15 protein-coding genes are annotated in these 14,421 nt (G+C 68.0%); 11 read left to right on the plus strand and 4 right to left on the minus strand.

The features are described from left to right. The first annotated feature begins 142 nt into the window (after window positions 1-142). The 3 genes from mca (at window position 143) to G6N09_RS13255 (ending at window position 1,784) form a co-directional block, all read left to right on the plus strand. Window positions 143-1,015 carry a mycothiol conjugate amidase Mca gene (gene mca, locus G6N09_RS13245; protein ID WP_083027043.1) on the plus strand — a complete coding sequence of 291 codons (873 nt, stop codon included), beginning with the start codon at window positions 143-145 and terminating at the stop codon, window positions 1,013-1,015. Further along, the gene (locus tag G6N09_RS13250; protein WP_083027042.1) at window positions 1,012-1,281 is read left to right on the plus strand and encodes a hypothetical protein; all 270 of its coding nucleotides are present in this window, start codon (window positions 1,012-1,014) and stop codon (window positions 1,279-1,281) included. Before mca ends, G6N09_RS13250 begins: the two co-directional genes overlap by 4 nt. Before the next feature lie 179 nt (window positions 1,282-1,460). Beyond that, a complete protein-coding gene (locus G6N09_RS13255) occupies window positions 1,461-1,784 on the plus strand; it encodes a DUF732 domain-containing protein (protein ID WP_083027058.1) in 324 nt (107 codons plus the stop codon). Window positions 1,785-1,789: 5 nt separating this feature from the next. Here G6N09_RS13255 and G6N09_RS13260 read toward each other — a convergent pair whose 3' ends face one another. Together G6N09_RS13260 and pstS are read right to left on the minus strand one after the other, a co-directional pair. Beyond that, window positions 1,790-2,899 carry a PPE family protein gene (locus G6N09_RS13260; protein WP_083027041.1) on the minus strand — a complete coding sequence of 370 codons (1,110 nt, stop codon included), beginning with the start codon at window positions 2,897-2,899 and terminating at the stop codon, window positions 1,790-1,792. Window positions 2,900-2,910: 11 nt separating this feature from the next. Beyond that, window positions 2,911-4,020, minus strand: a complete 1,110-nt coding sequence (gene pstS / locus G6N09_RS13265) for a phosphate ABC transporter substrate-binding protein PstS (protein WP_083027057.1) — start codon at window positions 4,018-4,020, stop codon at window positions 2,911-2,913. A 180-nt stretch (window positions 4,021-4,200) separates the two neighbouring features. On the opposite strand from pstS, the gene G6N09_RS13270 reads away from it, so the two are divergent. Together G6N09_RS13270 and G6N09_RS13275 are read left to right on the plus strand one after the other, a co-directional pair. Next, window positions 4,201-6,207: a thioredoxin domain-containing protein gene (locus G6N09_RS13270; protein WP_083027040.1), complete on the plus strand. Its 2,007-nt coding sequence runs from the start codon at window positions 4,201-4,203 to the stop codon at window positions 6,205-6,207. Window positions 6,208-6,217: 10 nt separating this feature from the next. Continuing rightward, window positions 6,218-6,601, plus strand: a complete 384-nt coding sequence (locus G6N09_RS13275; RefSeq protein ID WP_083027056.1) for a nuclear transport factor 2 family protein — start codon at window positions 6,218-6,220, stop codon at window positions 6,599-6,601. A gap of 3 nt (window positions 6,602-6,604) precedes the next feature. Here G6N09_RS13275 and trhA read toward each other — a convergent pair whose 3' ends face one another. Beyond that, window positions 6,605-7,300 (minus strand): PAQR family membrane homeostasis protein TrhA, encoded by a 696-nt coding sequence (trhA, locus tag G6N09_RS13280; RefSeq protein ID WP_234807074.1) that lies wholly within the window; start codon window positions 7,298-7,300, stop codon window positions 6,605-6,607. Between the two features lie 78 nt (window positions 7,301-7,378). Between trhA and G6N09_RS13285 the strand changes: the two genes are divergently transcribed. The 4 genes from G6N09_RS13285 to G6N09_RS13300 all read left to right on the plus strand — a co-directional run bounded on the left by G6N09_RS13285 (window position 7,379) and on the right by G6N09_RS13300 (window position 10,691). Beyond that, window positions 7,379-8,206 carry a (2Z,6E)-farnesyl diphosphate synthase gene (locus G6N09_RS13285; RefSeq protein ID WP_083027038.1) on the plus strand — a complete coding sequence of 276 codons (828 nt, stop codon included), beginning with the start codon at window positions 7,379-7,381 and terminating at the stop codon, window positions 8,204-8,206. Window positions 8,207-8,212: 6 nt separating this feature from the next. Then, window positions 8,213-9,580 carry a hypothetical protein gene (locus G6N09_RS13290; protein ID WP_083027037.1) on the plus strand — a complete coding sequence of 456 codons (1,368 nt, stop codon included), beginning with the start codon at window positions 8,213-8,215 and terminating at the stop codon, window positions 9,578-9,580. A 100-nt stretch (window positions 9,581-9,680) separates the two neighbouring features. Then, entirely contained in the window at window positions 9,681-10,088 is a 408-nt protein-coding gene (locus tag G6N09_RS13295) for a hypothetical protein (RefSeq protein WP_083027036.1), read from the plus strand. A 54-nt stretch (window positions 10,089-10,142) separates the two neighbouring features. Continuing rightward, window positions 10,143-10,691: a DUF732 domain-containing protein gene (locus tag G6N09_RS13300; RefSeq protein ID WP_083027035.1), complete on the plus strand. Its 549-nt coding sequence runs from the start codon at window positions 10,143-10,145 to the stop codon at window positions 10,689-10,691. A 17-nt stretch (window positions 10,692-10,708) separates the two neighbouring features. Here G6N09_RS13300 and coaA read toward each other — a convergent pair whose 3' ends face one another. Beyond that, window positions 10,709-11,647 carry a type I pantothenate kinase gene (gene coaA, locus G6N09_RS13305; protein WP_083027034.1) on the minus strand — a complete coding sequence of 313 codons (939 nt, stop codon included), beginning with the start codon at window positions 11,645-11,647 and terminating at the stop codon, window positions 10,709-10,711. 45 nt (window positions 11,648-11,692) lie between these two features. On the opposite strand from coaA, the gene G6N09_RS13310 reads away from it, so the two are divergent. After that, window positions 11,693-12,889, plus strand: a complete 1,197-nt coding sequence (locus G6N09_RS13310; RefSeq protein WP_083027033.1) for a DUF885 domain-containing protein — start codon at window positions 11,693-11,695, stop codon at window positions 12,887-12,889. Between the two features lie 184 nt (window positions 12,890-13,073). Then, window positions 13,074-14,348 (plus strand): serine hydroxymethyltransferase, encoded by a 1,275-nt coding sequence (gene glyA, locus G6N09_RS13315; RefSeq protein ID WP_083027032.1) that lies wholly within the window; start codon window positions 13,074-13,076, stop codon window positions 14,346-14,348. Window positions 14,349-14,421: the final 73 nt, after the last annotated feature.

Genomic DNA, 14,421 nt, shown 5'->3' on the forward strand with positions numbered 1-14,421 from the left:
CCAAGGTTGCCGGTGGAGTCGGGAGCGGTTACCGCGCCCGCAGCAGGTGGTGTAACGATGGGGGCCGGAAACCATCTGGAACTATAGGCGTCCGGTCCGGGGTTCCGGCAGGAGGAACCTGGAGGGAACGGGGAATGTGCGCATGAGTGGACTGCGATTGATGGCGGTGCATGCCCACCCCGACGACGAGTCCAGCAAGGGCGCGGCCACCGTGGCCCGCTACACCGCCGCCGGGCACCGGGTGATGGTCGTGACGTTGACCGGCGGTGAGCGCGGCGACATTCTCAACCCCGCGATGGACCTGCCCGACGTCCATGGCCGGATAGCCGACGTGCGGCGCGACGAGATGGCCAAAGCCGCCGAGATCTTGGGCGTCGAACACCACTGGCTCGGTTTCGTCGACTCCGGCCTGCCCAAGGGCGACCCGCTGCCGCCGCTGCCCGACGACTGCTTCGCGCTGGTGCCGCTGGAGGTGTCCACCGAAGCGTTGGTACGGGTGATCCGCCAGTTCCGGCCGCACGTGATGACCACCTACGACGAGAACGGCGGCTATCCGCACCCTGACCACATTCGCTGCCACCAGGTGTCGCTCGCCGCGTTCGAGGCGGCCGGTGACCATCGCCTCTACCCGGACTCCGGGGACCCCTGGAGCGTGGCGAAGCTGTACTACACCCACGGCTTCCTGCGGCAGCGGATGCAGCTGCTGCAAGACGAATTCGCCCGCAACGGCGAGGTCGGTCCGTTCGCCAAATGGCTGGAGCACTGGCAGCCGGATCACGATGTGTTCGCCAACCGGGTGACCACCCGGGTCGAATGCGCCGACTACTTCAGTCAGCGCGATGACGCGTTGCGGGCGCACGCCACTCAGATCGACCCCAACGGTGACTTCTTCGCCGCTCCGATCGAGTGGCAGCAGCGCCTGTGGCCGACCGAGGAGTACGAGCTGGCCCGATCCCGGGTGCCGGTTACTCTGCCCGAGACGGACTTGTTCGCCGGGATCGAGGACTACGGATGAACCACGCGGTGCTGACGGTGTTGTGGATGGCGGCCGATGACGTGCCGCGCGACACCGGACCAGATTTCGGTAAGGCCAGCCCTTTCGGTCTGTTGGTCATCGTGTTGCTGATGCTGGGCACCTTCGGGCTGGTGTGGTCGATGAATCGTCAGCTCAGGAAGTTGCCGGAGTCGTTCGACCCCGAGCACCCGGCCGCCGATCAAGCCGCCGACGAGGGCACCGTCGGATCCGTTTCGTCGGGCGACCTTCCCGGAGACGACGGGTAGGACGTGTCGGTGTTGCGGCCGTCGAGCTAACAGCCGCCCAACGCCGGGTTTCGGGTGTGCGACGCCCGGATTAACCTTTGCGCCTGCAGTTTTCATCGTCGGCGTGCGTCTCGCCCACTCCGCCGCAGCATGCGATGATGGCCCTGAACCCGGCTTGGGAGAAAGGTTCAGGGTTGGCCATGCTCGCTGATCGCTCACCCGGGTTGGCGCTGTCCCCCGCCATCTTGACCGTTCTGCTGATCGGCCTGATCGATTCTCCAGCGGTGCACGCCGACGCCGTCGACACCACGTTCCTGGGCGCCCTCAACGCCAAGGGCATCGACTTCGCCTCAGGTCAGTCCGCCGTCATGGCCGGACACGAGGTCTGCGACGAGCTCGACGGTGGTCGGCAGAAGAGTGACGTGGTGTCCGAGGTGATGCACAGCAGTCAGCTCGACGGATACCACGCGGGCTTCTTCGTCGGGGTCAGTGTGAGCGCGTTCTGCCCGCGGCATCACGGGTAGTCGCGTCAGCCGGCCGACGGCGGCTTGGGCATCACCGGGCCCCGCAACTCCAAACCGACTTCCAGGTCCTCGTACTTCTGTTGCCTGCGTTTACGCCAGCCGCTTCCCGCGGCCGCTGCCGGCGGCACGATCGGCGGCAGGATCGGCGGGACTCCGGAGAATCCGGCCGATTCTGGCGCGGGAAGTGGTGTCACCGCCGACGCCAGTTGCACCGGTGCCTGCGCTGTGGCCAGCAGTCCTGCGGCAGCCGGCGGCGCGGTCAGCGGACCCACCTTCATGCCCACACCGATTGCGGCTGTGGGCATTTCAGTGAGTCCGGCGGCGCCCAGCGCGCCCAGGCCGCCGAGCGGCAGCGCGGGAGCTAGTGCGGCTTCGCCTTCGGACAGTCCTTGCCCGATCGCGGCGTTGACGTTCTGCAAGGCCTGGGCCGAGGTGTTCTGGGCGAGGTAGCTGAGCAGGTTGATCGGGAATCCCGACGACACGAACTGATTCGCGTAGGTGTTGGCCAGCCCGGACCAGCCGTAGTTGGGATCGTAGGGGTTCACCAACGCCTCCAGAGACGTCAAAAGCCCATCCAGAGAGGTATTTCCGGCTGAGGGTGTCGTCGTCGGCGCGTCGAAACCACTCAGTGTGGTGGCCTGCGCCGACGCCGCCTGGTAGCGGGTCATGGCGGCGGTGTTGGTGGTCCACATGGCCAGGTACTGGCTCTCGTTCTCCGCGATTGCTGCGGAGTTGGTCCCGAACCGGTTGGTCGCCAGCAGCTCTACTCGGCGCGCGCGGTTGGCGGTGATCGCAGCGGGCGGGGTCACCGCGGCGCGCACCGAATCGAATGCCGCGGCGGCGAGGCGAATCGAGGCGGCGGTCCGCCGGCATTCTTGTGCCGTGGTCCGCAACCACAGCAGGTACGGTTCCGCGGACGCCACCATGGCCGCCGCGGACCGGCCGCGCCAGGAGTCGACCAGTGCGGACAATGCGGACACGTAGCCGTCGGCCTGTTCATCCAGCTGCGCCCCGAGTAGCCGCCATGCTCCGGCAGCGTCGAGCAGCGATGTGGCACCGGGACCGGTGTTCACCAGCGCGGAGCTGATCTCGGGAGGTGCGGCTATGGACTGCATGACCGGTGGTGTCAGGTGATCGCGTCGATGGCCGCCGACAGGCGCGACTTGAACGGCTGGGGGATGGGCACGTAGCCGTGGTCGGCCAGTGCGTGCTGGCCGTCGCCGATCGTGCACTGCAGGAACGCGCGCACAGCCTTTCCGATCTGCGGATCGCGATAATGCGAGCAGACGACCTCGTAAGTGGCCAGCACGATCGGATAGGCGCCGGCCTGGTTGGGCCGGTAGAACGAGATGGTGTCCAGTGCCAGGTCGTTGCCGTCGCGGAGGAACCACGCCGACGATATCGTCTTGCCGACCGTATCTTCGCTGATCGCAACCGGATCCGGGCCGGCCGAGGTGATCACGTTGGCCATGCCCAGCCGGTGCTCCTGAGCGAACGACCACGCGGTGTAGGTGACGGCCCCGTCGAGCTCGGCTGTCGCTGCGGCGACGCCCTCGTTGCCGTGCACGCTCACCCCGGCGGTGCCGTTGAACGTCCGGCCGGCGCCCCTGCCCCAGGTCCCCGCGGACGCGGTGTCCAGGTAGCGCTGAAAGTTGTCGGTGGTGCCCGACTCATCGCTGCGCGAGACCACGCGGATCGCCACGGCGGGCAGTTGGGTTCCGGTGTTGAGCGCGGCGATCGCCGGGTCGTCCCAGGTGGTGATGGTGCCGTTGAAGATATTGGCGGCGGTGGGACCGTCGAGGTTCAGTGACGCCAGGCCCGGTAGGCGGAAGGCGATGGCGATAGGCCCGAACACCATCGGCAGGTTCCAGACCGGCGCGCCGCAGCGCTGCTGGGCGCGGTCGAATTCACCTTTGCTCAGCGGGGAGTCGGAACCGCCGAAATCGGTTTGCGCGGACATGAACTCGTCGATGCCGGCTCCGGAGCCGTTGGCCTGGTAGGCCAGGCTCTGGCCGGGGCAGGCCTGCTGGAAGGCCGCGACGAACAGCGTCATCGCATGGGCCTGGGCGGTGGAACCACTGGCAGTGAGGCCGGGGGAGCCGCCGCAGTCCACTGCGTTCGCCGAGGCCGCTGCCGATCGGGTCGACGATGGGGCGTCCTGGCTGCCGCCGCACCCGGACAGCAGTGCAGCGGCTAGGGCAAGCACGCTCGGTACGGCACGTCGATTGATGTCGATCACATCCCTCGGGTCGTCTTCCCGGCGAATGCTAGCAACGGTATGAGCTGGCAACGTCGTTGCTTTGCAGCAGAATTCAAGAGTTCAGCGATCGTTTTCGATCTGGTCACGAGTTGTATGGTCGGTGTCCGCGTATGGGCCTGGGGGCCGGCCGCCTGCGGTCGGGGTTAGCGTGAATGAGTGGCCAACCGTCTCGCAGCGTCCGCCAGCCCTTACCTGCGCCAACATGCTGACAACCCGGTGGACTGGTGGGAGTGGACACCCGAGGCGCTGGCGCAGGCCGCCGAGCGCGACGTGCCGATCCTGCTGTCGGTCGGCTACGCGGCCTGCCACTGGTGTCACGTGATGGCGCATGGCGCATTCGAGGATCCCGAGGTGGCCGCGGCGATGAACGCCGGCTTCGTCTGCATCAAGGTGGACCGGGAAGAACGTCCGGATATCGACGCGATCTACATGACGGCCACCCAGGCATTGACCGGCAGCGGCGGCTGGCCGATGACCTGCTTTCTGACCCCCGACGGACGGCCCTTCTACTGCGGCACCTACTACCCCAAAGATGCTTTCCTAAAGCTGCTTTCGGCGATCACTGCCACGTGGGACGAAAGCCGAGGCGAAGTCGAGGAGGCCTCGGACAACATCGCCGCCGAGCTGCGTTCGATGGCCGGCGGACCGCCGGCGGGTGGGCCGCCGATCGATGCGGAGCTCTGCGACACGAGCGTGGCGGCGGTGTTACGCGCCGAGGACAGCAGCCACGGCGGATTCGGTGCTGCCCCGAAGTTCCCGCCGTCGGCGCTGATGGAGGCGCTGCTGCGTCACCACGAGCGGACCTCGGCGCCGGGTGCGCTTCAGGCGGTGGCCCGTGCCGGTGCGGCTATGGCACGCGGTGGCATCTATGACCAGCTGGCCGGCGGCTTCGCCCGCTACAGCGTCGACGCCGCCTGGGTAGTGCCGCATTTCGAGAAGATGCTCTATGACAACGCGCTGCTGCTGCGCGCCTACGCGCACTGGGCGCGGCGCACCGGCGATCCGCTGGCGGCCCGGGTCACCGCGCAGACAGCCCGATTCCTGTTGACGGAGCTCTGCGACGCAGGCATGTTCATCTCGTCGCTGGACGCCGACGCCGACGGTCAAGAGGGCCTGACCTATGTGTGGACGCCCGCGGAGCTGATCGAGGTGCTGGGCGAGGACGACGGGCACTGGGCAGCAGAGGTTTTCGGGGTCTCGGTGAGTGGCACTTTTGAATCCGGCAGTTCGGTGCTGCAACTGCCGACGGACCCCGACGATCCGCAGCGCTTCGACCGGGTTCGGCAGCGGCTGCTGGCCGCTCGGCGATCCCGGCCGCAGCCCGGCCGCGACGACAAGGTGGTGACGGCCTGGAACGGCCTGGCGATCACCGGACTGACCGAAGCGGCTGTGGCGCTGGAAGATCCGAGCCTGACCGCGGCCGCCCAGGAGTGCGCGGAGAAGCTGCTGGATCTGCACCTGGTGGACGGCCGGCTGCGCCGGGCCAGCCTGGGCGGCCGGGTGGGGGACAGCGCCGCGACCCTGGAGGACTACGGCGCCCTGGCCACCGCCCTGCTCAGTGTGTACCAGTTCAGCGGTGAGCAGCACCTGCTCGACGCCGGCACCGGCCTGCTGGACGTCGCGCTGGCTCACTTCGCCGATCCGGAGACCCCGGGGCACTGGTTCGACACCGCCGACGACGCCGAGGCACTCGTGCTGCGGCCCAGTGATCCGACGGACGGCGCCACCCCATCAGGTGCGGCACTGATCACCGAGGCGTTGTTGACCGCGGCCCACCTGGTTCCCGCGGATCGCAGCGAACGCTACGGCCAGGCGGCCACCGACTCTCTGTCGGCTCATGCCGCACTGCTGGACCGGGCACCACGTTCGGCCGGGCATTGGCTGGGCGTCGCCGAGGCCTGTGTGCGTGGTCCGCTGCAGATCGCGGTGGCCTGTGCCGGCCCGGATTCAGCACTGCTGGCCCAGGCGCGCCGCTTGGCGCCCGGCGGGACGATCGTCGTCGGCGGGCCGGCTGACTCATCCGAACTGCTGATGGGGCGGGGGCGGGTCAACGGCGCCGACGCCGCCTACATCTGCCGCGGCCAGGTGTGCGACCTACCGGTGCGCAGTGCGGCGGAGTTGGCTGCGGCCCTTGGGGTGCCCGCGGATTCGGCATCCGTGTAACGTGCGGCACATGACCTCCGCACCTGACAAGGCACAGGCCATCACCGAAACCGTCAACCGCTACATCGAGCTGGTCGGCGGCGGCGACGCCGACGCGCTGGTGGAGTTGTATGCGGCCGACGCCACCCTGGAGGACCCGGTCGGCGGTGAGGTGCACATCGGTCACAACGCCATCCGCAACTTCTACTCGGCCATCACCGGGCTGGACCGCAGCAGTGAGCTGGTGTCGCTGCGGGTCGCCGGAAGCGAGGCGGCTTTCCAGTTCGCGTTGACCATCACCAACGGTGACCACCGGATGCGTATCGAGCCGATCGACGTGATGGTCTTCGACGGCGACGGCAAGATCGCCGGCATGAAGGCCTACTGGTCGGCGGAGAACATCACCCAGCTCTAGGGGCTAATGCAGTACCGCGAACCAGATCGCGATGTACTGACAGATCGCGGCCACGGCCGTGCAGGCGTGGAAGAACTCGTGGTAGCCGAACGTCGTCGGCCACGGGTCCGGCCACTTCAGCGCGTACATGATCGCGCCGACGCTATAGAGCATGCCGCCGACGGCCAGCAGCACCATCGCTGCGACGCCGGCGTTGTGCATGATCGTCGCGATGAAGAACGCTGCCACCCAGCCCAACAACAGGTAGAGCGGCACCCCGACCCACTTCGGTGCGGTGGGCCAGCACAGCTTGAGCACCACGCCGGCCAGCGCACCACCCCACACGATCGTCATCACCAGCCGTTCCTGGGCGCCGTGGTCCATCGCCAGCAGCGCGAAGGGGGTGTAGGTGCCGGCGATGAAGATGAAGATCATCGCGTGGTCGAGCCGCTTCATGCGCATCCGCGTGGCGACCGATTTCCAGGTGATCCGGTGATAGGTGGCGCTGACCGCGAACATGCCCACCACCGAGATGGTGTAGGCCAATGTCGCCAGACCGGCCTCGCGCCCGGCCATCGACCAGGCCACCGCGGTAAGGGTGACCCCGGCGACGACGGCAACGATGGCCGACACGAGGTGGATCCACCCGCGGGCCCGCGGTTTGGTATGCGGCAAGAGGATATCGGCCGGCAGATCGTTCGGATTCTGGTCGGCGATCATGTCGGTGTGGGTACTCATGGACCTTCCTGACTCCACGCGGATCCCGGACTGCTTTCGATCACAGTAGTCTGGGATTTTGTGGCGATCATCCCGGCGCGCTTGAAGGAGCCGCTGTACCGGATCTACGAGCTGCGTCTCCGGCAGGGCCTGGCGGCGTCGAGGTCGAATCTGCCGCGCCATATCGCGGTGCTCTGCGACGGCAACCGGCGCTGGGCGCGCGACGCCGGCTACGACGACGTCAGCTACGGCTACCGGATGGGTGCGGCCAAGATCGCGGAGATGCTGCGCTGGTGTGCCGATGCGGGGATCGAGATGGCCACCGTCTATCTGCTGTCCACCGAGAACCTGCAGCGCGAACCCGCCGAACTGGCCGCGCTCATCGAGATCATCACCGACGTGGTGGAGGAGATCTGCGCGCCCGCCAACCGCTGGACGGTACGTACCGTCGGGGACCTGGAGCTACTGGGCGAAGCGCCCGCTCGGCGCCTGCGCGAGGCCGTAGAAAGCACCGTAAGCACCGTAAGCACCGTGAGCACCGGCGACGGCGAGGGCGGCTCCTCACGGCTGCATGTCAACGTCGCGGTGGGCTACGGCGGCCGGCAGGAGATCGTCGACGCGGTACGCGGTCTGCTCAGCAAGCAGCTGGCCAACGGTGCCAGCGCCGAGGACCTGGTCGACGCCGTGACGGTCGAGGGCATCTCGGAGAATCTCTACACCTCCGGTCAGCCCGACCCGGACCTGGTGATCAGGACCTCCGGGGAACAGCGATTGTCGGGTTTCCTGCTGTGGCAGAGCGCCTACTCGGAGATGTGGTTCACCGAGGCGCACTGGCCGGCCTTTCGACGGGTCGACTTTCTGCGAGCACTGCGCGACTACAGCGTGCGGCACCGGAGATTCGGGCGCTAGCGCGACATGATCGTGCTGTCGGCGCTGGTCTTCACCCTGAGCTGGTGGCTCGGGATGTATCTGCTCGCCCGGGACCCGCGCAAACCGGTGCTGGCGCTGGCCGCCGTCGGGTTGTGCGGGTTCGCGGCGGTGGTGGCCGCCGATGCGGTGCGCACCGTGTGGCATCCGGCGCTGCTGGGGCGGGTGGAGATCTACCTGGCAGTGCTGCCGGGGGTGGCCTGGTTCGCGGTGCTGCTGGAGTTGAGCCGGCCGTGCGACCGCTGGACCGGCCGGGCCCGCGATGTGGGGTTCATCAGCGTGGTCTCGATCGCCGCATTGATCGGCGCGACCTGGGCCGGCAGCGTCGACGGTCCGCCGCGGGCCGGACACTGGCTGCTGTTCGGGGTGGTCTCGGTGTCGACATTGGCCGCTATGGTCAAGGCCCTGATCCGGCCGGCGCAACCGGGGTCGGTGCTCGGTGTGGCCGCCGTCGCGACGCTGTTCTTCGCCCTGGCCAACGCGATCCTGATCATTCCGCTGGGTGTGGTGCCCAGCGGCATCGCGCTGGCGAGCACCGGCGTCGACGTACTTCTGCTGGGGCTGGCGGTGGCACTATGGGACGCCTTCGACGAGGGGCAGGCGCTGCGCCAGGACATGCTGCGGTCGTTTCTGGCTGCCGTCGCGATGGCAGCACTGCTGGGCGGGCAGGTGCTGATCGGACTGTGGCTGACCCGCACCGAAATCGTGGCGCAGACCGCGTTGACCGTCCTGCTGTTCACCACCATCGCGGTCGGCATCGAGGTTCAGGTGTTTGTCGACCGGCTGGCCGGACTCTGGGATCGGCTCGCGTTCTGGCGGTCGCCGGGATTGCGCGCCGACCGTGCCGCGCTGCGCGACACCGAGGCGGCGCTGCCGCTGCGGTCTACCGGCCCGCTCGACGAGCTTGACGAGGAGACCTTCGCCCGGCTGACCCGGCGGGCGCTGGGGCACTATGGCGATCTGTCGAAGCTCGTGGCCAGTCCGCTGACCGCGTTGCCGGCCATCGACGAGCGGTTGGCGGCGCGGGGCGCGCCCGATGCGCCGCTGGAACGCGCCAACGAGCTCAAGGCCCTGCTGGCCGACCGGATCGCAGCCCTCAAGCCGCGCGACGGTGGCGAGTTCGGCACCACCGAACAGTGGCGCCACTACAACGCCCTGTACTTCCCCTACGTCGTGGGCGTGCGGGCTTACGCGCAGAACGCCACCGCCGCTGGGCTCGATCCCACCGCCCGGCAGGCGTGGCAGTGGCTGGTCACCGAGGTGCCGCAGCGTTCGCTGCACAACTGGCAGAACGCCGGTGCGCGGGTGATCGCCGCCGATCTCCGGGGCCGGATGCCGGTGACGTCAGGTCTGTGACCTGGGCGTGGCAGTGCTTGGCAGCGTCGTGGGTCGATGTGGCAGCGGCTGCTGAGCAGTCTCAAGGGTGTTCCGCCACGCCTCGAAGGGAGATTGACCCATGACCGCTATCGCCACCCCGACCCTGTCCGACTCGACCGATTCACTGCTTCGCTTCGCATTGCGCGCCGACGCCGTGATCGTCGGAATCGCCGGGCTTGCCCTTGCGGTCGCCGCCGGACCGATGGCGGCGCTGGAAGGCTTGACCGCTACCCATGAATACGCCTTGGCCGCGTTCTGCATCGTCTACGGCGTGACGGTCTACTTCCTGGCGGCGCTGCCGAATCTGCGCGGCGTCGGCATCGGCGTGATCGCCGCCAACGTGGTGTGCACCGTCGCGGCCATCGCGGTGGTCGAGTCCGGAGCTTTGCCGCTGACCGGGATCGGCGTTGCGGCAACCCTGGGCTGTGCCGCCTACACGGCGTTCTTCGCGGCACTGCAGTACGCCGGCCTGCGTCGTCTGGGCTGAGACGCAGCCCACTCAGCGTGTCGCCGTCGCCGCCACCGTCTAAAGTTCACTCCCATGATGTGGCGGCTGGCGGCGATGACGCTGATCCCCGGAACCCTGATCTTCGCCGCGGTGCCGGCGCAGGCTGACGAGAAGAGCTACCTCAGCTACCTCGATTCACACGGCTTCAAATACCAGAACAGCCCCGGGTTGACCACGCCGTCCGGTGCGGTGCAGTTCGGCACGGTCATCTGCCAGAACCTGCGGAAGGGCCGTCCCGCCAAGGACCGGTTCGGCGCCAAGGTCGCCGACGGCGTCACCAAGGTCATGATCGACGCCGCGCAACACGAGTTGTGCCCGGACACCTTGACGGTTGCCGCCACCCCGACCCCGGCGGTGCCGCCGCCAGGTGCCGAGCCGTCGCCGGGGCCTGAGGTCCCGCCCCCGCCTGGCTTCCCGCCGCCCCCGGAGTTCCCACCACCGCCGGAGTTCCCACCGCCGCCAGTTTTCCCGCCGCCGCCTGAGCCGGTGCCCGGTCCCGCGGCAGAGCTCCCGCCGCCGCCCGCCGAGCCGGCGCCTCCGCCGCCGGGCCAGCCGCAGCCTGGCACCGCGACACAGCCCTAGGCCCCTAGGCGCTGGGTTCAGAGCTTGCGCAGGCGCAGCCGATTAATGGAGTGATCGGCGTCCTTGCGCAGCACCAGGGTGGCCCGCGGCCGGGTGGGCAAGATGTTCTCGATCAGGTTGGGACGATTGATCGAACGCCAGATGTCGCGCGCGGCGGCCACCGCCTGCTGGTCGTTGAGCCCCGCGTAGTGGTGGAAGTGCGAATCGGGATTGGCGAACGAGGTGGACCGCATCGCCAGGAATCGTGAGATGTACCAGCGCTCGATGTCTTCCACCCGGGCGTCGACGTAGAGCGAGAAGTCGAACAGGTCCGAGATCATCAGCGTCGGCCCGGTCTGCAACACGTTGAGGCCTTCGAGGATCAGGATGTCGGGGTGCTGAACCACCTGCTTGGAGCTCGAGACGATGTCGTAGCTCATGTGTGAATACACCGGCGCGCACACGTAGTCCGCACCGGATTTCACCGAGGTGACAAAGCGCATCAACGCGCGGCGGTTGTAGCTTTCGGGGAACCCCTTGCGGTGCATCAGGTTCCTGCGCTTCAACTCGTGGTTGGGGTACAAGAAGCCGTCGGTGGTCACCAGGTCCACCCGAGGGTGGTGGTCCCAGCGGGCCAGCAGCGCCTGCAGCACGCGGGCTGTCGTGGACTTGCCGACGGCTACGCTTCCGGCCACACCGATGATGAACGGCACCGGCCGGTCAGGACTCAGTTCGTTCTCGCCGAGGAATTCCGCGGTGGCGGCGAACAGCTGCTGACGGGCGGCCACCTGCAGGTGCAGAAGTCGGGCCAGCGGCAGGTAGACCTCTTCGACCTCCAACAGGTCGACCTGTTCGCCGAGGCCACGCAGGGCCACGACTTCGGCCTCGCTCAGTGGCATGGGCGTCGACATACGCAGTGTCCGCCATTGACGTCGGTCGAACTCCACGTATGGACTCGGCTCACTCAGCCGCCGCATGACCACACAGTCTTGCAGCTGACCCGACCATTAGCCTGATCGGGTATGGAGCCCGCCGCTTTGATCCGTGAATACTTGTTGCTCGGTCTGCGCTTCGACCGGATCGAACAGGGGTACGTCGATGCCTTCACCGGCGATCCGGCGCTGCAACGAATCGTCGCCGACGAGCCGCCGCCGGAGCCGTCCGCGCTGGCGCGGCAGGCCGAGCGGCTGGCCGCCGCGTTGCCCGGGGGACTGGATCCGGAGCGGGCCGAGTACCTGCGGGTGCACCTGCGTGCCTTGGCCTGCGCCGGCCGCAAGTTCGCCGGCGAGCAGGTCGGATTCGTCGAGGAGGTGCGTGAGTACTTCGACGTCGACATCGTCAAAGGCGACACCGACCGCTATCGCCAAGCCCATGCCCGCCTCGACGAAGCGCTGGGCGGCACCGGCCCGCTGGCGGAACGGATGACCGCGCACCGCCAGGCCGAGGAGATTCCGCCGGAGCGGCTGGAAGCGGCGATCCACGCCTTCTCCTCGGCTCTGCGCGACCGGGTGCGGGTACACTTCCCGCTGCCGGATACCGAGATGATCACCTACGAGGTGGTGACCGATAAGCCGTGGTCGGGGTTCAACTACTACCGCGGCGACTACCGCTCCACAGTGGCGGTCAACGCCGACCTCAAGCAGCTGATGTCGAACCTGCCGAGACTGGTGGCCCACGAGTCCTATCCAGGCCATCACACGGAGCACTGCCGCAAAGAGGCCGGACTGGTGGCCCGGCTGGGTCAGGCCGAGCAGACCATCTTTCTGGTCAACACCCCCCAGTGCCTGATGGCTGAGGGCCTGGCCGATCTGGCGCTGTATGCCACGGTCGGGCCGGGCTGGGGTGCCTGGGCGGCGGAGATCTATGCCGACCTGGGCCTGCAGTTCGACGGTGAGCGGGCCGAAGCGGTGTCCGAGGCCGCTGCGGCTCTGGCGGACGTGCGCCAGGACGCGGCGCTGATGCTGCACGACGAACACCGCGACGCCGACGAAGTGACCGAATACCTGCGTCGGTGGCTGTTGGTCACCGACGACCGGGCTCGCCAGAGCCTGCGGTTCCTGTCCTCGCCGCTGTGGCGGGCCTACACCTCGACCTATGTGGAGGGCTACCGGCTGCTGCGCGGCTGGTTGGATGCTGCGCCTGCCGGGGTGAGTCGCACCGAGCGCTTCCGCCGGCTGCTCGATGAGCCGCTGACGCCGTCGACGTTGCGGGCCGATTGACGGGCTTGGGCACCGGGCCAGCCCCGCGAGTGTGCGGTTTTACACACCGGACCTCGTGATTTGCGAATAAATCCGCACAGTCGGCGGTAGGGGAGCGATCGCTGGCCTGCGGCAATCGAGCGAAGGTTCGCGTGCCAAACTGGAGGGCGTGACTGCTGCACCGAACACCCGCCCCGCATCCACTATGTCGACGCCGTTGGCAGAACTCGACCCCGACATCGCCGAACTGCTCGGCAAGGAACTGGGGCGTCAGCGCGACACGCTGGAAATGATCGCCTCGGAGAACTTCGTGCCGCGGGCGGTGCTGCAGGCGCAGGGCAGCGTGCTCACCAACAAGTACGCCGAGGGCCTGCCGGGCCGGCGTTACTACGGCGGCTGCGAGCACGTCGACGTGGTGGAGAACATCGCCCGTGACCGCGCCAAGGAGCTGTTCGGCGCAGATTTCGCCAACGTCCAGCCGCACTCGGGTGCCCAAGCCAACGCCGCGGTGCTGCAGGCGCTGATGGAGCCCGGCGACCGGCTGCTGGGCCTGGATCTGGCCAACGGGGGACACCTGACCCACGGCATGCGCCTGAACTTCTCCGGCAAGCTCTACGAGAACGCTTTCTACGGGGTGGACGCTGTCACTCACCGGATCGACATGGATGTGGTGCGGGCACAGGCGTTGGAATTCAAGCCGAAGGTGATCATCGCGGGCTGGTCGGCTTACCCGCGCACCCTGGACTTCGAGGCTTTCCGCTCGATCGCCGACGAGGTCGACGCGACGCTGTGGGTGGACATGGCCCACTTCGCCGGGTTGGTGGCCGCGGGCCTGCACCCCTCGCCCGTGCCGCACGCGCAGCTGGTGTCGACCACCGTGCACAAGACCCTCGGCGGCCCGCGCTCCGGGCTGATCATGGGCAAGAAGGAATTCGCCAAGCAGATCAACTCGGCGGTCTTCCCCGGGCAGCAGGGCGGTCCGCTGATGCACGTGATCGCCGCCAAGGCCGTCGCGCTGAAGATCGCCGGTACGGCCGAGTTCGCCGAGCGTCAGCAGCGGGTGCTCTCCGGCGCGAAGATCATCGCCGAGCGGCTGCTGGCCGCTGACGTGGCCAAGGCCGGCGTTTCGGTGGTCAGTGGCGGTACCGACGTGCACCTGGTTCTCGTCGACCTGCGTGACTCGCCGCTGGACGGTCAGATGGCCGAGGACCTGCTGCACGAGGTCGGTATCACCGTCAACCGCAACGCGGTCCCGAACGACCCGCGGCCGCCGATGGTGACCTCCGGGCTTCGGGTGGGCACTCCGGCGCTGGCAGCCCGTGGCTTCGGGGACACCGAGTTCACCGAGGTCGCCGACATCATCGCCACCGCACTTGCGGCCGGTTCGGCCGCTGACGTGCCGGCGTTGCGGGCCCGGGTCGCCAAGCTGGCCCAGGACTTCCCGCTTTATGACGGCCTGGAGGACTGGAAGCTCGCCTGACCGGCGAAGTCGATCGGGGTGCGGAACACGCCGTACCCCGAGTTGACAAGATAGTGTGAATTAGGGTTACAGT

Origin of the sequence: Mycolicibacter minnesotensis (genome assembly GCF_010731755.1) — a bacterium.
GTDB lineage: Bacteria > Actinomycetota > Actinomycetes > Mycobacteriales > Mycobacteriaceae > Mycobacterium > Mycobacterium minnesotense.

What these genes read in the sequence shown, in the direction of transcription:
- mca (WP_083027043.1), top strand. Translation starts at nt 143, where the DNA reads ATGAGTGGACTGCGATTGATGGCGGTGCATGCCCACCCCGACGACGAG.
- G6N09_RS13250 (WP_083027042.1), top strand. Translation starts at nt 1,012, where the DNA reads ATGAACCACGCGGTGCTGACGGTGTTGTGGATGGCGGCCGATGACGTG.
- G6N09_RS13255 (WP_083027058.1), top strand. Translation starts at nt 1,461, where the DNA reads ATGCTCGCTGATCGCTCACCCGGGTTGGCGCTGTCCCCCGCCATCTTG.
- G6N09_RS13260 (WP_083027041.1), bottom strand. Translation starts at nt 2,899, where the DNA reads ATGCAGTCCATAGCCGCACCTCCCGAGATCAGCTCCGCGCTGGTGAAC.
- G6N09_RS13275 (WP_083027056.1), top strand. Translation starts at nt 6,218, where the DNA reads ATGACCTCCGCACCTGACAAGGCACAGGCCATCACCGAAACCGTCAAC.
- trhA (WP_234807074.1), bottom strand. Translation starts at nt 7,300, where the DNA reads ATGATCGCCGACCAGAATCCGAACGATCTGCCGGCCGATATCCTCTTG.
- G6N09_RS13290 (WP_083027037.1), top strand. Translation starts at nt 8,213, where the DNA reads ATGATCGTGCTGTCGGCGCTGGTCTTCACCCTGAGCTGGTGGCTCGGG.
- G6N09_RS13295 (WP_083027036.1), top strand. Translation starts at nt 9,681, where the DNA reads ATGACCGCTATCGCCACCCCGACCCTGTCCGACTCGACCGATTCACTG.
- G6N09_RS13300 (WP_083027035.1), top strand. Translation starts at nt 10,143, where the DNA reads ATGATGTGGCGGCTGGCGGCGATGACGCTGATCCCCGGAACCCTGATC.
- coaA (WP_083027034.1), bottom strand. Translation starts at nt 11,647, where the DNA reads ATGCGGCGGCTGAGTGAGCCGAGTCCATACGTGGAGTTCGACCGACGT.
- G6N09_RS13310 (WP_083027033.1), top strand. Translation starts at nt 11,693, where the DNA reads ATGGAGCCCGCCGCTTTGATCCGTGAATACTTGTTGCTCGGTCTGCGC.
- glyA (WP_083027032.1), top strand. Translation starts at nt 13,074, where the DNA reads ATGTCGACGCCGTTGGCAGAACTCGACCCCGACATCGCCGAACTGCTC.